General features: G+C 28.6%; 10 protein-coding genes and 1 other annotated feature. All 10 genes read right to left on the bottom strand.

The window, feature by feature from the left end; translation table 11 throughout:
- Positions 1 to 122 precede the first annotated feature (122 nt).
- Positions 123 to 1,472: a sodium-dependent transporter gene (locus tag N4A57_RS02445; RefSeq protein WP_293655882.1), complete on the bottom strand. Its 1,350-nt coding sequence runs from the start codon at positions 1,470 to 1,472 to the stop codon at positions 123 to 125.
- A 148-nt stretch (positions 1,473 to 1,620) separates the two neighbouring features.
- Positions 1,621 to 1,866 (bottom strand) — a binding site (T-box leader).
- A gap of 587 nt (positions 1,867 to 2,453) precedes the next feature.
- Entirely contained in the window at positions 2,454 to 4,319 is a 1,866-nt protein-coding gene (locus N4A57_RS02440) for a hypothetical protein (protein ID WP_293655881.1), read from the bottom strand.
- Positions 4,320 to 4,336: 17 nt separating this feature from the next.
- The gene (locus N4A57_RS02435) at positions 4,337 to 6,355 is read right to left on the bottom strand and encodes a phage tail protein (RefSeq protein WP_293655879.1); all 2,019 of its coding nucleotides are present in this window, start codon (positions 6,353 to 6,355) and stop codon (positions 4,337 to 4,339) included.
- Positions 6,356 to 6,613: 258 nt separating this feature from the next.
- On the bottom strand, positions 6,614 to 8,701 hold the full coding sequence (locus N4A57_RS02430) for a baseplate J/gp47 family protein (RefSeq protein WP_293655878.1): 2,088 nt from the start codon (positions 8,699 to 8,701) through the stop codon (positions 6,614 to 6,616).
- 22 nt (positions 8,702 to 8,723) lie between these two features.
- Positions 8,724 to 11,702, bottom strand: a complete 2,979-nt coding sequence (locus N4A57_RS02425; protein ID WP_293655877.1) for a baseplate J/gp47 family protein — start codon at positions 11,700 to 11,702, stop codon at positions 8,724 to 8,726.
- A 251-nt stretch (positions 11,703 to 11,953) separates the two neighbouring features.
- On the bottom strand, positions 11,954 to 12,361 hold the full coding sequence (locus tag N4A57_RS02420) for a GPW/gp25 family protein (protein WP_293655875.1): 408 nt from the start codon (positions 12,359 to 12,361) through the stop codon (positions 11,954 to 11,956).
- Between the two features lie 14 nt (positions 12,362 to 12,375).
- Positions 12,376 to 13,104 (bottom strand): phage baseplate assembly protein V, encoded by a 729-nt coding sequence (locus N4A57_RS02415; RefSeq protein WP_293655873.1) that lies wholly within the window; start codon positions 13,102 to 13,104, stop codon positions 12,376 to 12,378.
- Positions 13,101 to 14,198, bottom strand: a complete 1,098-nt coding sequence (locus N4A57_RS02410) for a phage late control D family protein (RefSeq protein ID WP_293655871.1) — start codon at positions 14,196 to 14,198, stop codon at positions 13,101 to 13,103. The genes N4A57_RS02415 and N4A57_RS02410 overlap by 4 nt, the downstream gene beginning before the upstream one ends.
- Positions 14,199 to 14,202: 4 nt before the next feature.
- Positions 14,203 to 14,865 carry a CIS tube protein gene (locus tag N4A57_RS02405; RefSeq protein ID WP_293655869.1) on the bottom strand — a complete coding sequence of 221 codons (663 nt, stop codon included), beginning with the start codon at positions 14,863 to 14,865 and terminating at the stop codon, positions 14,203 to 14,205.
- 1 nt (position 14,866) lies between these two features.
- A complete protein-coding gene (locus tag N4A57_RS02400) occupies positions 14,867 to 19,033 on the bottom strand; it encodes a hypothetical protein (RefSeq protein WP_293655867.1) in 4,167 nt (1,388 codons plus the stop codon).
- Positions 19,034 to 19,054: the final 21 nt, after the last annotated feature.

Raw genomic sequence — 19,054 nt, 5'->3', positions numbered from 1 at the left:
TTTATTCTTCCTCTCAAGTAAATACGCCTTATTTTATTTTCAACATATTATATCATATTTATAAAAAAAATAAGAGAGGATCTCTTTTTCTGAGACACTCTCCCTTATATTAAAATCTCTATTTAAAATAATGTAACTATAAACGAATCGTAGAATACTTTACCTATTGCTAAAGGTGCTATATATTTGATTAGGAATCCCCAAAGTTTACCTAGTGCAAACTTAACTTTGCCATTATTAGTAGCTTCCTTAATGGCGTTATCAACACCCCATACCCAACCAATAGTTATACACGACATAAGTCCACCAAGTGGTAGGAATATATTTTGTGTTACATAATCATATAGGTCAAAGAATCCTTTACCAAATATCTTTACGTCTGCCCATGGTCCTAAGGATAATGATGCAGGTACTCCAACTGCAAATATTACAAAACCTAATGTTAAAGTAGTCTTCTTTCTATCCCATCCCCATTCATCAACTACATATGATACACATACTTCTAGTAATGAAATAGATGATGTTAAGGCTGCTAATAATACTAATACAAAGAATAATAGTCCAAAGAAAGTTCCAAATGGCATCTTTGCAAATACTGCTGGTAATGTTATAAACATAAGTCCTGGTCCTGCTGTTGGTTCAAATCCTAACGCAAATACTGCTGGTAGGATGGCAAATCCTGCAAGTAATGCTACAGCCGTATCTATAAGGGGAATATATACTGCACTTTGTGGTATATTCTCCTCCTTAGGTAAGTAACTTCCGTAGGTAATTATGATTCCCATTCCTAAACTCAACGAGAAGAATACTTGTCCTAATGCATCTAATACTAAAGCACCATTTAATTTGCTAAAATCAGGTTTCAAGAAAAACTCAAGTCCTGCTTCAGCTCCTGGTAATGTTACAGAACGAATAGCTAATGCAACAATCATAACCAATAGGGCTGGCATCATTACTTTACTTGCCTTTTCTATCCCCTCTCCAATTCCACCTAATACTATTACCAGTGTAGCAATCATAAATACTCCGTGGAATACAATAGGCATAACCGGATCAGAAATCATTTGACCAAACATATCTCCAAGGGCTGCCGAGTCTGAAGTATTTAAAGCTCCAGTACAAGTCTTTATAATATAGTTAATAACCCATCCACCTATAACGCTGTAAAAAGATAAAATTAAAAATGCTGTAAATACTCCTATAGCTCCAACCCAAGTAAGCTTTTTGCTTATTTTTCTATAAGCACCAATGGCATTTAATTGTGTAAATCTACCAAGTGTTAATTCTCCTGCCATTAAAGTAAATCCAAGGGTTATAAGTATTCCTAAGTATACAACTACGAATACTCCACCACCATTTTTCCCTGCCATATAAGGGAACTTCCATAAGTTGCCTAGACCAACGGCAGATCCTGCTGCTGCTAGTAAGAATCCTATTTTAGACCCCCACTGCTCTCTTCCATCACTGTTCATACTAAATCCTCCTTGTTGTCTGATGTTTCTTAAAATTCAGAATAAGTTCTTTTTTCTGACATATGAATGTTCATTTTTATAAATGTCTGAGATTCATATGTTTTTTTGGTAATAAAAAAATCTTTCATCCCTAAGCTAATACACATAGCATAGGGGCGAAAGATATTACTCGCGGTACCACCCTATTTTACAACAAAAGTTGCATCTCAAAATCAGGTCAGATTTCTCGAACCCTAGTCATATAACGGTGACAACCGACCACACTTAATTGAACTAACTTTCGGCATGGTAGCTTAGGAGTGATTATTATATACGATCTTGACGTCAATTTCCAGCAACCATTGACTCTCTGTAGACAAGACTTATGTATTTTTCTCTCCGTCACAGCTTTTAAAATTTCGGTGTTTTTTTCCATTTCATGATATATATTCTATAAAGTTTTCCTTCAATTGTCAATATATTTTTAAGTTTTTTTTATATTTTATTTTTCAATATTAGTTTTTAGTATGAATACACCTGTGTGTCCATGTGAAATAAAACCTTTTCCTAGCGGATAAAAATTTTCAATATATTTTCCTGAAATAAGCTCACATAAAAATTGGTGACAGGTGACAGGGAACTGGTAACAGAAAAAGATTTCAATATTCCTTTTTCCACCACCAGTCACCTATAACCTGTTACCAAAAATATAATATAAAATTATTGTATAAAAAAATTTTTCAGTTGATAAATCTATATAGATTTATGAACACTAAGCTTTCTTTATACAGTAACTTGCCTATAAGGGAAACGATTGAAAATCTTTGGAACCCTGGAACGTCACAACATCCTATGCTACTCCAGCATGACTCATGAACCTATATACGAAGATTCACACTTTCGCTTGTGACAAGGACTTGGGTGGAAAAGATTTTCAATAGTTTCCTGAAATAGGCCCACATAAAGCAAGTTTATACACCAGAAATCTATAACTACTATTCTTTATATCTTTATTTTATCTAAGGTTCCTTTAAATTTACTTTCACCCTTTACAGTTACTATACCATATGCAAACTTAGTAGAATCACTTTTACTTACAGCTTTGATTTTATATATACCCTCCACTTCTGGTGCAGTATATAGTCCAAATTCATCTATAGTTCCTCCATTTTCATCTTCTATACTCCAGACTAGATCATCACCTTCATTTCCATGTACAATTCCAGAGAATTGGAATAATTGGCCCTTATCTAGTAGTATTTCAGATGGGTTTATGATTACTTTCACATGTTTCTTTTGATCTATGGCAGATAAGTTTTTATATGCCCACCATCTAAGTCGTATAGTCTTACCTCTTTTTGCCGATTGAAGTCTAATTCCAATCCTAAAAGATCCCTTTTTGGGATATACAAGGGTTCCTAATGAATAAGTGGTTGCATCAGATTCAAATTGAGTCTTATAAAAGACTTCTGATGCTCCGTAATAAATCCTTTCTTCATCTGATATATTATCTTCGTATCCTTCCTCAATGCCCGCATGAATATATACAGGCCCTAATCCTAATCCATGATATATTTCTTCACTCACCATATTTTTACCAAATTTAAAATTATCATTTATTTGAATATCCACAGTTCCGGTTACTATGTTTTCAAATATCAATTGATTTCTAGGCATTTTAAAATCAAATTTAAATTGATTTAATTTATGATTGTAGTTTATATTCACATCTGGAGTTTCATTACAATCTACTATGTCCGTTTTAACATCTGTACTTATATTAAAGGCTGCAGAATCACTATTTATCATGGCTAAATTCTTAATTTGATTATTATTGTATATATATTGATTAAATGGAACATGAATTATTTTTTTTATTAGATAAGTAGATCCCACATGAATAATATCAATTTTACCTAAATATATGTAATCGAAACTTCCCCTATCTATGGTATGATCAATAGTATGGTCATTATATTCTTTTAATAGTCTTTCCTTTTTGTTTTCCTCTGTAATTGAAAATAGGGATTTTAAATCTTCTCCAATTGTATCCTTTTCATTCTCTATTTTTATGATAAACTCTTCCTTTGGAATTTGAAAGGACCATTCATCTCCTATCTTATTATTAGCTATTACTAAGGATTTAATCTGATAAAACATATTATTCCCATCTATTAGTTCCTTAAAATGTACCTTAAATCCATCCTCATCCGTTTCATCTACTGACTTAGCTCCTAAAGAGTTTACTTTGAAATCTAAATCTACTTTTATATTTTTTCTCTTTTTTTCAATTATAGTATATACTTCAAATACTTCCCCTGGATTAAGGAAAGATGGGTGTTTCATCTTAACTATTACCTCAGAGTTTTCATATACAATAAAACTTTTATAACTTATATCTATATTCTTTTTTAAATAGGAGTCTTCTACCTTTTCCTTGATTAATACTTCATAACCTTCTTGAACTCTGTTATATTGATTTATTTCCTGTGACTCTCCTAATCCTCCTGCAACAGCATGTACCCTTTCTTTTCCTGATTCTTTGTATCCTAAGCAAAGATATAAGGATTTAGAATAATTATTGTTGTCAAAACCATTTATTAAGGACAACTTTTGAGTAATAGGAGATGGGACCACAATCTCACGTCCTAATTGATCAATGGCTATACCCGGTTCTATGGATATGGTCTGTTCATCAATCATAACTACCTTTAGACCAGATACAATTCCACTTCCATAAAGAAGCCTATTTAACATATATCTTTTCTCATCATTAAATTTTTGCTCTAACTCAAAGTCCCTGACAGTTAATAATTTCCCATAAAAGTATTTATTCTTTTGAAATGGGTATATTTTAAAATTGCTCATGCACAAATGCCCCCTTATTAATCTAAGTTTCCATTTATATTTAATCTTGTGTATCCATCTAATTGATTTTCCCTATCCTTATCCATTAAAACAGCATTGTATGGCAGCATAGATTTTCCATCTAGCTTCAAATAAGTATATCCTGATATGGACGAATTCAAGCCCACATAACTATGTTTATCTAAAAATATCCATGGTTTTAAGATTATGAAATTGTACTTTGAAAATGCTGGAGATTCATTTTTTAAAATTTTGTCAATCCATTCTACCTCTTCTTGATTTAAATCTTCCTCTGAATTTATGAGTACTGTGTAACTATATGGGTTATTTTCATATAAATTCCCCATTACTTTTTTCAATTCTATATTTTCTTCCCCTTTGTTAATTAAAAAGTTTTCAACAATTATGGGTTTGTGTCCTAAATAAATTTCTAATATATCCTCAATAGCTTTTTTTGTTCCTCTTTTTCTATATAAGTAGGGAGCCCTTTTAATAAGCTTTCTAAGTTTATTATCTTCCCACGTTTGATATATGTCCATTCCGATCCATTTACATAACCATCTTAAAAACTTAGGTGGAGTCGTATCCACATGAAAATAATTAGAAACATAATCTATTTTTTCTTCTATGTCCATGTAAAAGCTTTCAAGTATAGATAAATATCTTTCTAAAAAGTCATCCTCATCAGAAGTACTTTCATATATTTCTGGAAGATATTTTGTATAGGAAGACGTTCCAAAATATGCCCTAATTTTTTTCATTAAAGGAGTATGCAACGCTCTGCCATTTAACTCTATTCTCATAAGGATATACCTACCTCTAGCCCTATGAAATAAAGCTTCCTTTGGATTTACTATTTCTCCCTGCCAAAGTTTTTCAAAATAATTTTCCTTTTCTTCCATGGAAATACTTTCATTATGAATGAAATATTCCATATCATAGGACTTATCTGCCCAAGGGATATTCCTATGATCAAAGGCATAGTATCTAATCCTTATTTGTGTATCCATTGGAATATGAGCATCTATTAAAATCTTATGCCATTTCATATTTTCCTTTTGACTATCTAGTATGGGGGAGTAATATATTCCAGAATTTCTCCTATAATTATTTATGGACCTTATAGATAATTTTTTCTTTATAATGTAAAATACATCATCTATACTTCTTAAATACAACCTATCCCTTTTATCAAATACCATATCCTTAGATTTTAATTTTAAATAAAATACCTGTTCTAATTTCTCATAGTCTTTTATTTTCTCTATACAGAATTGTCCGTTTTTTTCATGGTTTATATGGAAATATCCATTTCTATCTGTGGCCATACACATTATTTTATTCACTTTAAACTCTTTTAATAAAGCCTCACTAAAATTTTTATTAGAAAGTTCTTTTAATGATATGACTTTTACTACTCCATTTAATTTACATCCTATGGCTATTGTTTCGTCTTTACCCATTGCCATAATATATTTTCTATTATTATCTAGGGGCTCTAAAATACCTTTTAAAGAAAATTCTTCTATTTGATTATTTTTAATTGATAATTTTATCAAATTCAAATTAGCCTTTAACAATATGCTATTTCCTTCATAATCCATAGTATAATCTTCTATTTCATCTATATTAGTCCTAATCTCCCTCAAAATTTGCCCTGTTCCTAGACAAAAGGATTTGGTGTAATAATTATGATCTTTGAAAAGTCCATATATTTTATTGTTATCTAATCTAAAATCTATAATATATTTAAATTCATCTATTTCATACATAAGTTCTAGTTTATCTGTTAATATGTCATACTCCCATAGCTGCCCCTTATTATCTATAAAATAAATTATTCCATAATCTTCAGAGGTATAATTTATTATTTCTCCCATATTTGCCTTTTCGTACATATCCACCGTATGGCTAAGAGCATATTTATTCACCTGCATAACTTTCAATCCATCTTCATAAATAATATTCTTAAATAGGCCTCTTTTAAAATCCTCCTCTTTTATTATGGAAATAAATTCTGGGTCCTTATACAACATTCCCACCTCCTTAAAATATAGATTTTGTAACACTAAACTTTCTTTATACAGTAACTTGCCTATAAGGGAAAATATATTGAAAATTTTTGGAACCCTGGAACGTCACAACATCCTATGCTACTCCAACATGACACGTGAACCTATCTACGAAGATTCACACTTTCGCTTGTGACAAGGACTTGGGTGGAAAAGATTTTCAATATATTTTCCTGAAATAGGCTCACATAAAGCAAGTTTATACACCAGAAATCTATAGACCTAATCTATTAGTTCTACATCCACATGACCACAGAAATATATCCCGTTTTTATCCATGTGTATGTTGCCATTTTTATCCCTTTCTATACCTATTCCCTTACCATCTATCCATAACTTTTTCACATATTTTACACCTTGAAATTCATTTATAATTTTAAGTATTTCACTTTTATATAAGGGAGAACCTATCTTATAATCTTTACGTATTTCATCAGGGGTAATAGGAGATAAATATTTTTTTATTCTTTTTTCAAATTCTATTTTATTGAATTTGTTATTATTTTCCGTTGAAATTATGCACTTTACAAAAATTTCCACATATGACGGTTCTATGGGTACCACATTAGTAGTTATTAGTCTGTAATCCTCTAAATAGTCCTTTACTATATTTAATAATTTTTTATCGGGCATAGGGTTTTTCCCCCCCGTATAAGGTACTACTACTATATTAACTGTATTTTCCTCACTAGGTATGGCACGGGCTAAACCTACCCTTATACCTGGTATTTCCCTTACTAATTTCTCATAGTCCCTTACACTAACAGCCCTATGTATCCTCTCAAAATCATCTATTACGGCCTTTTTACCTTCATCAATAGTCATTGGAGATTTTCCCCCTTGACCATGATCTATGTTTTTTATACCTAAATGTTTGAATTCTTCTGTTTCATGTACAAATTCCTTTATTTCACCCTCTTTTACATTTCCTCTTTCCCGATTGGACTTAGATAGACATATGACCCTTATATTGTCATGTCCATCTTCTGGTATATGACCCTTTTCTCCATTTCCAAAGACAATCATTTCATTTTCAAAATCACACATAAAATGATTATCATAGGGTCCTGAGGAAATTAAATTATCAACATAAGTAAAATCTGTCCATTTCATTCCTTCCCTAGTTAATTGACCTACTTGAATAACTAAAGATTGAGGCCTTACCTTGTCCAATTTTAAAACTATCCTTTGATTTGGAAGACCATTTCCAGAACCTATTGTTTTCATATATTTAAATTTTTCTTCATAGGATATTATTCTTAAATTTTCATAAGTATCATCTAAATATAGTTTGCTTATTCCCTTTTCCCTTTCATATATTATCTTATAAAGGGACTCTTCCATGTCTATCCAATATCCATCCCTTTCATATTGGATTATATTAGTTCCATAAATACTTATATAATCATGAAGAATTGTTTCCCTTTTGTTATTTTTTATGTGGGTTATACTACACTTATTATCTACATTTGTAGCCCTAGTAGTATTTAGTTTTATTGTTTCTATTCTAGGTGATACATGGGCACCAAAGTCTTCAACTTGAAACATTATCCAATAGGATGACTCAAAACTCATATCTATATTGTTTCTTTTCATATGTCTATCCATCTTTAATGATATTATTCCCGTTTTACAAAAGAGGTCCGTAGTATCCGTTAATATGCTTATTTTTTGCCACTTATTTTCAGTAGTATATGTATACCAACTGCCCCTTGTTCCATAGCTATATTTATTATTACCATTTAGTTCTACAGGATAATTTGAAAAAATACTAATGAACATTTCTATAGCTTGATTCATTTCAAATTTTTCCCTAAAACCTATATATAATTTATTTCCAACTCTCAATTTTTCTCCAAAGGCATAAAAGAATATATTCTTATGGAAACTTAAATGGGTGTTATCAATTTCTTCATTATGGACAGAAGTTATTACCTTTTCTATTGTATTAGACGTGAGGTTTAACTTCTTACATGTTTCAAACACTTGATCTTCTGCCAAAAGTTTTGTACCCCTAGGTAATACCATATCCTTATTAACACCTGTAAAAGTAACATGGGTTTGTGCCACTGCTTCATTCTCTAGTTCTATTCCATAAATTTTTAAAAACTTACTATAATTTTTATCTGTTACCCTATTTAAGTAATAGCGTTGCATTTCTGTTAGCCAAGAAAACATTTCAAGTAATGTCATACCTGGGTCATGATAATTTTCATCTGTCCATTCACTTGAAAATCTATGGATATGATTTCTCGACTCTTTTAATATTTCTTTAAAATTTTTCTTATCTAAATTTTCTAAAGGCAACATGTTATTCACCTCTTAAATACATCTATATACTGTAGATGTTAAATTTGTGTTCTCCAGATGTTATAATAATATTTTTTTTGTTAAGGGCCTCTTCTATGGAAATTTCTTTTTTATTAAACTTATTTACAATGTAAACACTCATATTTATATTGTCCACATTGAGTACCCCAGCCTGTTCTGATAATATGCTATAAAAGGCAGTGTCTCTAGGCATTTCTCCTATGTCCCAACCCCTATTGCCATAATTACCAGCTTTATAATCTAAAAACTTCTTTAACAGATTATTTAAGTTTTCCCTTACTATTATCTTGTCATGATTCTTTTTCACTGTTAAAGAAACATTCAAACTAATCTCCGCAATTTCCGGGTCCCATATGTATAATTTCTTGCCACTTAATAGATTACAGGGGAGGCCCTCTGCCAAATGCTCTTCTATTTTATCTTTAAGGGTATAACTCATGCCATCTAATATTTTGTCCTTTAGAAGGACTATGAGATTTAGATCTCCCTTTTTAGACTCCCTATTATCATCTATATTTTTAATACATTTAACCTTGTATATTTCACTAGATACATCTTTAGTTAAATCCTCTATATCCTGTATAGTTACTCCCTGTCCCCTATGTCTTATACTTTTTACGCCTCGTCTTATGGCATCTTCTAATAACTCCGTATTAGCTCCTAATGATCCCTTATCTGGATTAAATACCCTATCTATAAAAGCTATGGGTTCCTCTAATTGGGTTATGGTATTTTCCTTCATATTGCCAATTATTCCTCCTCCAACTTTATAATTAGCATATATGCTTTTATTTAAATCCATCCTAGGAATTTTACCGTGGACTCCATCTCCAAATAAAAGATTACCCGTTAATCTATCTATAGTGTATACTCTATCATCAGGACATGCATGATAAAAATGTTTAACTGGTTTCCATTTTACCCATAATTCCTTTAGGGTTCCTAAATAATCATAGGTAATTTTAGTGCTTATATCTTTTCTTTCAAGTATTTCTGATATTTCCTTTTGACTAAGGGAATCCACTTCATTTACCCAAAGTTCCATATCTATGATGGGAGTTTCTGACAAATAAATGTCCTTTGTACTCTCAGTAAAATCTATATATTCTTCATTAATAGATAGTTGTTGAGTAGCCCATACTCCATTTAAATAGATTCCCTTTACATATCTCATTAGTTCATCGTCTTCATTAAACAATAATCTAATCCAGTAGCCCTCTTCATTAAATAGTTTCTTTTTAACAAAATTATTTAATGAAGATATACTTATTATGCCATTTTGTGTAAGTGCCTTTGTCTCATCATATACTTTAGCCTTTTTCCATTCTTCCATGTGCCTATTTTTACATAAATACTCAAAATTCATCTTTTTATCATATATGAACTGATTATTTATTTTGTCTATTAAGAACAAAAGATTTATTGGTCCATTTAAAAGGGCCTTGTCCAATAATAAATATAAGGCATTTCCTTCATATCCTAAATCTTTAAATGGATAGAAGGTAACTCCGCTAGAATTTAGCTTATTATAATAATCTTCCTCTTCTAAATTGTTATAACAGATAAATTTTTCTATTTTAGGTAAATTATCCTTATAATCATAGGTCATTTTCAAATTTCTTATTAAAGGAGACATATATATGCCATCTGTATGAACATAATTTTCTACCCTTTCTACTACAACTTTTATAAAGTATCCTTCTTCTCCATTTACTTCTACTGGTTCCATATCCTTTGGACATTTAAATTTTATCTTGGCACATTTATTATGATTTAAATAATAAAATAACCTTTCATTCTTTTTATCTACTAATATAGGTTCCCATCTTACTCCATTGTAGTAATACCATTTCACCGTATGTATAGATACCTTTGGATCTTCTAATCTATTTATTTCAGAAGATTTCATTATTAATTTCCAATCTACATTTTTATCCCTATTAGATAATTTGTTAGGAATTAGTTCTAGATCAAAGGATATGGTTATATATGATCCCTTTTTTGATAAAACATCATCTGAATTAATAAAAATAGTATCTAGTTCATTAAAAAATTCACCAAAGGCATAGGATTCTTCCTTAGATATGGCCTTGTCATTCAGATAAAGACCTGTAGGCTCTATTTCTCCCTTATTTCCAATTAGCCTACTCCTCATATATATACGATCTATAAAGAATTGTTGAAAGTACTTTATTTTTTCTTCTTTTATTACACATTTTATCCATTTTGAATCTTCATAGGAATTTTTACTTATAAGTAAATCATTATCCTTTACTAAACTTATTATATTGTTATTTAATTTTACTTCATGAAATTCTATCCACTCATCTTGAGAGTAATACATCCAACTTACATATTCCTCATGTACTAACAAATCCAATTTAGGCCATATATCCGTTAAGGGGTAATCAAATATTAATTGAAACTCCATAGGCTTTGAACAGGTTAGTATATATTCCGTACTAATATAGATGGCATGTTCTTGAAGGTTTTCACTACTTGGGTTAAAGTATATGTCTTCTTTTAATGGGTCATCTATTTTGACTATCCTATCTCTCTTTCCACATGTATAAAATGTCCTTAATATTTTAGCTGGAGTTATTTCCATTAAAGTATCCGTTTCAAAGCTCACTAATTTATCTACCTTATCATCTCTTCCAAATACTCTAGTACCAGCTTTTAAAGGTATGGATTTTTTAGTCCCTTCACTTAAGTTAAATACTAAGGGTACTTTAGCTGCCTTTGGTGGTTTTAAACATATGTTCATGTAGTTTAAAAAACTCAAAAAGTTTTTGTCTAAAGATCTATTGAATAAATCTATAGTTTCTTGGAGCTGAAGAGCTATAACCATAAAAAGAGCTGTTCCCACATCTGGATCTTCAGGTGAAAATTTCCATTCTGGAGTAAAATAAGGGACTAGCTCTTTCATCTCATGGATTAAATCTTTAAATTTTCTATCATCTATTATTGGAGCTTTCATTTTACCACCTTCTTATATAGATTTCTTGGTTTTAAAATTCTTTTATATAGTAACTTACCTATAAGGGAAACTATTGAAAATTTTTGGAACCCTGGAACGTCACAACATCCTATGATACTCCAACATGACTCATGAACCTATCTACGAAGATTCACACTTTCGCTTGTGACAAGGACTGGGGTGGAAAAGATTTTCAATAGTTTCCTGAAATAGGCCCGCATAAAGCTTGTTTATAATCAAAAAATCTATATTTATTCCACTTTAGTACCTTCGTTTATATAAAATGGATAGACTAGATTAAATAAATTGTTAGTTTTTCTCACTATATAACTTATATTTATAAAAAACTTGGTTCCATCATGTGTGTCCTTTTTTATGTCCACTACCACATCCTTAACTCTAGGTTCCCAGTTAAATATGGCATATTCAACTTCTCTCTTTAAAAGGTTTATTGTAGTAGCATCAGTAGATTCAAATACAAAATCCTTAATTTTAGATCCAAAGTCACTTCTCATTATTCTTTCGCCCTTTGAAGTATTTAAGATTATCTCAATGGATTCTTTTATATCATCTTCAAAGGATGATGTCATAATCCGTCCTGTAGAGGGATCCACTTTGATAGGAAATTTCCATCCTCTTCCTAAAAAATCTTTACCCATAAAACTTCCCCCTATTAATTTATTTTCACCATAGATCCTTTAATGTTTACCATGCCATCGGAGCTAATATTTAAATTGGCCTTTGCCTTTATTTCTACTGTGGTGGACTCTATGGCTACCTTTGTATTACTCTTTACTTCCACGGCACTGCCATTTCCATCCACATTAATAGTACAGGTCTTAGACTTTAACTGAATTTTACCATCACCTTCTACTGATACGGCCTTTTTATCACCATCTATAGTTATTTTATTAGCACCACTTTTATCATTTATCTCAACTTTACCATTCCCCTTATCTAGTATCCTTATGGCATTTCCATTTTTAGTTTTAATTTCAATGGACCCCTCACTGTCATCATCAGTAATAGTAATCTCATGACCAGCCCTAGATTTTATCTTTCTTATATTATTTTTTCCATCTTCATTATTCTCAGGAGGTATTTCTTCATTATTCCAAAGGGATCCTATCACATAGGGTTCTCTCATATCTCCTTCCCTAAAGGTTACTAACACTTCATCTCCCACCTCAGGTAAAAAGAACATTCCCATTTTTTTACCAGCCATGGGAGTGACTATCCTTGCCCAATCCGTTTCCTTTTCTCCAAGTCTAGTTGGAAGTTTTATTTTAACTCTTCCAAGTTTTTCTGGGTCCTTATTATTTGTCACAACACCTACAGTAACACCGTATATTCTGTGGTCATTGGTTTTGTTAGGATTATGTACAAAATCAAATATACTCATATGTTATTTCCTCCCACTTTAAAATGACTGTTAAATCCATTATGATCATATGTATGACTTACATTAGTCACATAAAAGAGTCTATCTTTAGTTCCCCAAAGGCCCTTTATAGTTATATATCTACCAGCCATTATTTCAGGAATTCCCACACTAGATCCTTCTCCCTCTACAAAGGTCATGCTTTTCTTTAGTAAAAGGGATTTTGCCCTATCTTCTGCTTCCTTTTGGGATATGACAGGATCATATATATAGTGAACTGTATTTTCCTTATCCAGATTTCTAAGTAAGCTCAATCCATCCTTATTTCCACTACCTAATTTATCTATGGATTTGGCAGTAGCTTGGATTTCTTCTTTCATAGAATTATATCCTCTTACTACTACACTGCTAATTTGATCTCCTATATCGTGGGCATATTCAAATTCCTTTAGGGTTCGATTCATCTCTAGATTAATAACACTAGATTTATTGCTATTTAGTTTCCTAAAGTATAGGGTACCGCCTACAGTAAATACTTCACAGGAATTTAGGTCTGCCAAATAATTTATGAACTCATAATCCGTCTGTCCATTTTGAATAATAGTTTCAAATTTTATACTAGTGGCATCTACTTTAGTTTTTAACTTGTATTTTTTCCCAATTTCAGAAACTATGTCACTATGCTTTTTTTTAGTCCATATTAAACTCTTTTTCCCCTTCATCATAAGAAATGAAGCATCCATTCCTGATAGGACCACCTTTGGCACTTCCCCTTGCAAAAATTCGTATTTAACTCGAGTTATATATCCCTCAAATACAGTTACAAATTTATCTATATATCCAAATTTTATTTCAATCTTATTCCCTGCTACGAAATATTTATCACTCCATTTAAAGGAGCTTTTATCCATTTCATATGAATTTATTACAGTAAAGTAAAATCCATCGGCCTTATCTATGGAGCTGTCTACACAAATTTCTCCTATAGCCATATATTCCTTATTTACCACATCTTTTCCATCTATTAAAATTTTAAAAGCAGGACCATTAAACCCACTATATTTTTTTTCTAGTGAATGAAAATCATATGATTTTGTGTCTAATTTCAATGACATATTATCACTCCAGTGAAGGCACTATTAAACTAGTACCAGGTTTTACTTTCCTAGGGTTGTCTATATTATTAGCCTTAGCTATAGGTCTCCAGTTTCCTGCCTCATCATATTCATTACTTGCAATGGTCCAAAGTTGCTCCCCTTCCTTTAGTACTCTTGCCTTTGTCCTATCTGCCGATTGAAAAGATGCCCCCTTTAAGAACTCCTCTACAGTTTCTACTTTTTTAAAGGTTACATCCAGATGGGCCCTTAAGGGTACTCCTTCATTAGAAAACATGGTAAATCTTTCATTTAAACTTTCTAAATATCCTTTGAAATACAATGATCCCCAAGTTACTGCACAAAGGGGTGGAGTATGGTCATCAGAGTATATATTCATGAGATTCTTTATTTCTTTAGTAAAATCTCTAACATCCTTATAATCTTTCTTTGAATCAGTTTTCATAGTATAAGTATCAAAAAACAGTTTCATACTAAGGGTTTGAGATGCTCCCCCTATGAATTGTTCACTTGTACCATCTAGGCCCTTTATATCTTGACTTTTTATATTATTAGCACTACTTATGGAGTATTCTGAGGGATTAAATAGCACAGAAATGGTTTTTATTTCCTTTTCATTCTTATCCATGACTATGATTTTGGCTTTATTATAGTTTTTATTTGGCATACTATATCATCCCTCTTCTTTGTCTTTCATTTTTAAGCTTTCTCTCTATGTTTTTATATACTTTCTCTGATATGCTAGGTATGCTTATAACTTCTCTTTTTTCTTTAGTTATCTTTTCAATCTTCTCTTCTAATATTTTTTGTAACTTTCTATTTTCTTCAGTTACCTTCTTTATTACCTGTTCTTCTTCCTTTGTGTCCCTTTTAAAAACTATGTTTACATTTGTACCATATTCTTCATCTTTAAAGGATTTACTTATATTTACTAAATTCATTTGCTCCTTATCTTTTTTTTCTATTAGGTTTTTATGAATATGATTTTTAGTAAGTAAACCCCTATTTATTTTTAATAGATCTTTTTCATATTTTCTATTTATGTTTCTATAAAAGGGATTGTTTTCATTAGATATATTCAATGTACTTATATTATTTTTTAATTTTTTGTTTTCTAATTTCACATAACTTCTTATTTCATTTTCATATAGATTAGATTCACTTTGTAGTATATTTAAATTTTCATGAATATTATTTTTCTTATGGGTTATATATTTTTTTATATCTATATATTTATTTATTTCTTCATTTGATATATTTTTATCTGTAGCTTTAATGAAATCTGGATTTAAATATACTTGCTTATTTTTAGTAGTTATTTCATATTTTTTCATTAAGGAATCATTTCTTTTAATTCTTTCATTTATGTCGTTTCTTATGGACTCATCTATGAAATTATTTGATATGAAATCTTCATTTTTCTTATTTACTAAATTTACATAGTTATTGATAAATGATTTTTTTTCATTGAAAATCTTATTTACCATTATGTTGTTTAAATATTTATTATTTTTATTTTCCTGCTTTCTATTTTGGATTTTTATCCTTTTATCCATAAACTCATTTAAAGTGTCCATATTATTTTCATATAAATGTGTAGTTACAATTTTCTGTAAGTGTTTTTCTACAGTTTTTAAATCTAATAGGGATTCTTTTTCATAATCCTTATTTGAACTTATAGAGTTTTTAATATGAGTTTTTATTTTACTTTTTATTATCCTGTTAATTTCTTCTGGTAATTCCTTATCTTCTCTTTTATTCTTTTTATTAATTATGGATGTGTAATTTTTTATATACTCATTTTTTATTTCTTCATTTATTATATTTTTTTCTATGGATTGGATTATTTTTTTATCCCTAATCAATAATCTATCAATACTCTTAGATATGGATTCCTTTAAATTAACTATTCTATTGTCTATAGTAATATCCTTATTTATTAAAGATTTCATATTCTTATATAAAATCTTTGGTTTTATAATATTTTCATTTAATACTATATTCTTTTCGTATTGTTTTAAATTTAAAATATCCCTTTTCCTAAGTCCATGGATATTATATGATTCCTGGTTCTTAAGTAATTCATTAATCAGTATTAAGTTTTCATTATTTTTAACATGGTTGTATATTTTTTTATCTATTAGATTTTCTATATTTACAGATTCATGATTTTCTTCTAATTTATTTTTTTTATTTATTATTGATACATGAGAGTTTATAAAATCCCTTTTAAATTGAGTATTTATAATTTCACTATTATAAGAATTAAATATGCTATTTTTAAATTTATTAATATTAGAATCAATCTTTATCTTATGAATTCTATTTTCATTATTATTTATAAAATTAGTATTAGTGAGATTATTATTACTTATATTAAATAAGTTATTTACTTGGTTTAATATTTTTTTATTTATATTTGTTTGAAATATTTCTTCTTTACTTTCCCTATTATTAAAGAAAGATATGTCTTTCTTCATATGGTTATTTTGTATGTTAAGGTCTGGATTTTTAGTTAATATATCTATAACTCTATTAAAACTTATGTTTTTAGTTAATATATTTTTGTTTTCTTTTAATGTTTCTATAAGAACATTATTTATGGTTTCTTCTTCTATTAGATTTTCTTCATTCTTCTTTAAATAGGTTTTAATATTTTTATAAAGGTAATTTTTTAGTTCTGGATATTCTTCTAAATAAACTTTTTCTTCTTTATTCAAAGTAGTTTTCAACAAAACTATCTTTTCATTTATTATTTCTTCTAATTTTTCCTCGGATATGATGCTATTTTTTTTGTTTACTTTATTAATAAAAGTATATAAGGAACTATTTTTAGTCTTTATGTTAATGGTATTGTTCATTATCCTATTAACAATCCTTTGAGTCCTTAAATTATTCTTATTTACCATATTACTAATAATATTTCTATTAGTATCCCTTTTAAATTTATTATACTTATCTATAAAGGAATAATAAAACAAGTCTTCATAGGATTTATTAACTATATTTGTATATTCATTACCTAGTATATTTTCATTATGAATCTTAGTTAAATAGTCATATTTATTAAGAATATCTTTTTCCTGTGTATTTATATTTTCATAAAAGTTCTTATTATTTATATGTTTTTTATCTAAAAATACATTTTTAAAAAAGGCCCAGTTCCGTGAGTTTACCCTTTCATTAAACATGTCATATTTAAATATTTCAGCCCTATTATATATGCCTTTAAAGGATCTATCAGTCCTATTTGACCAGTTATTATCTCCTCTATTGAAATTTCTTTCATTCTTTATGGAAGTTATCTTATATGATTTTATTTCCTTATTTGATTCTTTTATAGTAACTAGGTTAAATATGGCTTTTATGTTGTTTTCGTTAAACTCATTAATAACTAGACTGTTTATATGATCCATTATATTTTTATTAATATAATTAAACATATCCACATCTTTAGATATGTTTAATGTTTTATTTTCATATAAGCTTTCATTTAAAATATTCTTTATGTTTAAGCTTATATTTTCAGTTATATATTTTAAAATCTGACTAGTGTCTGATATATTTTCTACTTTGTTCTCAAAAATAATATTTCTAAAAGTATTTATTATTTGATTTTGTATATTTGATTTTATGGTTTTAGTTATATAATTTATAGTTTCATTACTTATTGAAATATTCTTTATTTGATTTTTTATTGTATTTTCGTTAAAAGTATTTTTTGCTATATTATTTATGCTCTTTATAGTTTCATTATTTTCTATATGCTTTTCATACAGATTTTTTATACTGTTTGTAACATTATTTTCATGAATACTAGTTCTTATTGTATTTTCTATATTTGAATCTACAGTATCATCTATGCTTTTTATAATTTGATTATGGTTAAAATTATTTTCTATATGGTTTTCATATAGTTTTTCTATATTGTTTTTAACATGATTTTCATCAAAAGTATTTATTATTAAATTTTCTATATTTGAATCTAAGATAGTGTTTATGTTTTTAATGACTTCATTATTTTTTATATTCTTTTCTATCTCATTTTCATATAAATTTCTTATGTTACTTTTAACATTACCTTCATTAAAAGTATTTATTATTAGATTTTGTATATTTGAACTTATATTTCTATTAATCTCATCTATATTATTACTCTGTTTAAATATGGTCTTTATATGATTTTGGAAGTTATACTGAAATTCATTAGACTTTATAAGTTCTGTTAAAATTTTTTCTGTGTGATTTTTAATCCATTCTTCTTTTGTATATTCATTTTTAAAATTTCTGATTATCTCATTTTCTATATGATTATTTAAATTTTTAATTAGGTTCTTTTCAATAAATATATTTTTTAATTTTTTTTCATTAAAATATTCTTTATATACATTTTTAATATTTTCATCATTATAAATATTGTTGTTACTTATATGGTCCTCATATTTTTTAAAAGCATTATATATTTGTTCATTTATTTCTTTTCTTATATGATAATAGCTATTTTCTTTCTTTCTTTCCTCTTGTAACCATATATTATTTTCAACTCTTTTTACAAGATTCTTGTCTACCTTAATATTATTTAAAAACTTTTTTAAGTTATTATTGTTAGTTAGTATATGTTTTGTATTCCCTTCTAAAATATCTAACTGACAATTAATTTCATACTGATAATTTTCTAGAAATTCATATTCTGGATTTAATTTATGGTTTAGATTTAAATATCCGATGCTATATTTACTTAAATAATATTTTTTAAGTATATGATTTAGAAAGTTCCTCTTTCCTAATAAAAGGCTTTTGTTATCCATTCCTATATTTTTTAATGTTCTTTTCACAGGCACCACCTTTTACTATCT

This window comes from Anaeromicrobium sp. (genome assembly GCF_025210435.1).
In the GTDB taxonomy this organism is placed as follows: domain Bacteria; phylum Bacillota; class Clostridia; order Peptostreptococcales; family Thermotaleaceae; genus Anaeromicrobium.
This window is presented reverse-complemented; position numbering and strand designations above follow the sequence as displayed.

What these genes read in the sequence shown, in the direction of transcription:
- N4A57_RS02405 (WP_293655869.1), bottom strand. Translation starts at nt 14,865, where the DNA reads ATGCCAAATAAAAACTATAATAAAGCCAAAATCATAGTCATGGATAAG.
- N4A57_RS02440 (WP_293655881.1), bottom strand. Translation starts at nt 4,319, where the DNA reads ATGAGCAATTTTAAAATATACCCATTTCAAAAGAATAAATACTTTTAT.
- N4A57_RS02445 (WP_293655882.1), bottom strand. Translation starts at nt 1,472, where the DNA reads ATGAACAGTGATGGAAGAGAGCAGTGGGGGTCTAAAATAGGATTCTTA.
- N4A57_RS02435 (WP_293655879.1), bottom strand. Translation starts at nt 6,355, where the DNA reads ATGTTGTATAAGGACCCAGAATTTATTTCCATAATAAAAGAGGAGGAT.
- N4A57_RS02420 (WP_293655875.1), bottom strand. Translation starts at nt 12,361, where the DNA reads ATGGGTAAAGATTTTTTAGGAAGAGGATGGAAATTTCCTATCAAAGTG.
- N4A57_RS02425 (WP_293655877.1), bottom strand. Translation starts at nt 11,702, where the DNA reads ATGAAAGCTCCAATAATAGATGATAGAAAATTTAAAGATTTAATCCAT.
- N4A57_RS02415 (WP_293655873.1), bottom strand. Translation starts at nt 13,104, where the DNA reads ATGAGTATATTTGATTTTGTACATAATCCTAACAAAACCAATGACCAC.
- N4A57_RS02430 (WP_293655878.1), bottom strand. Translation starts at nt 8,701, where the DNA reads ATGTTGCCTTTAGAAAATTTAGATAAGAAAAATTTTAAAGAAATATTA.
- N4A57_RS02410 (WP_293655871.1), bottom strand. Translation starts at nt 14,198, where the DNA reads ATGTCATTGAAATTAGACACAAAATCATATGATTTTCATTCACTAGAA.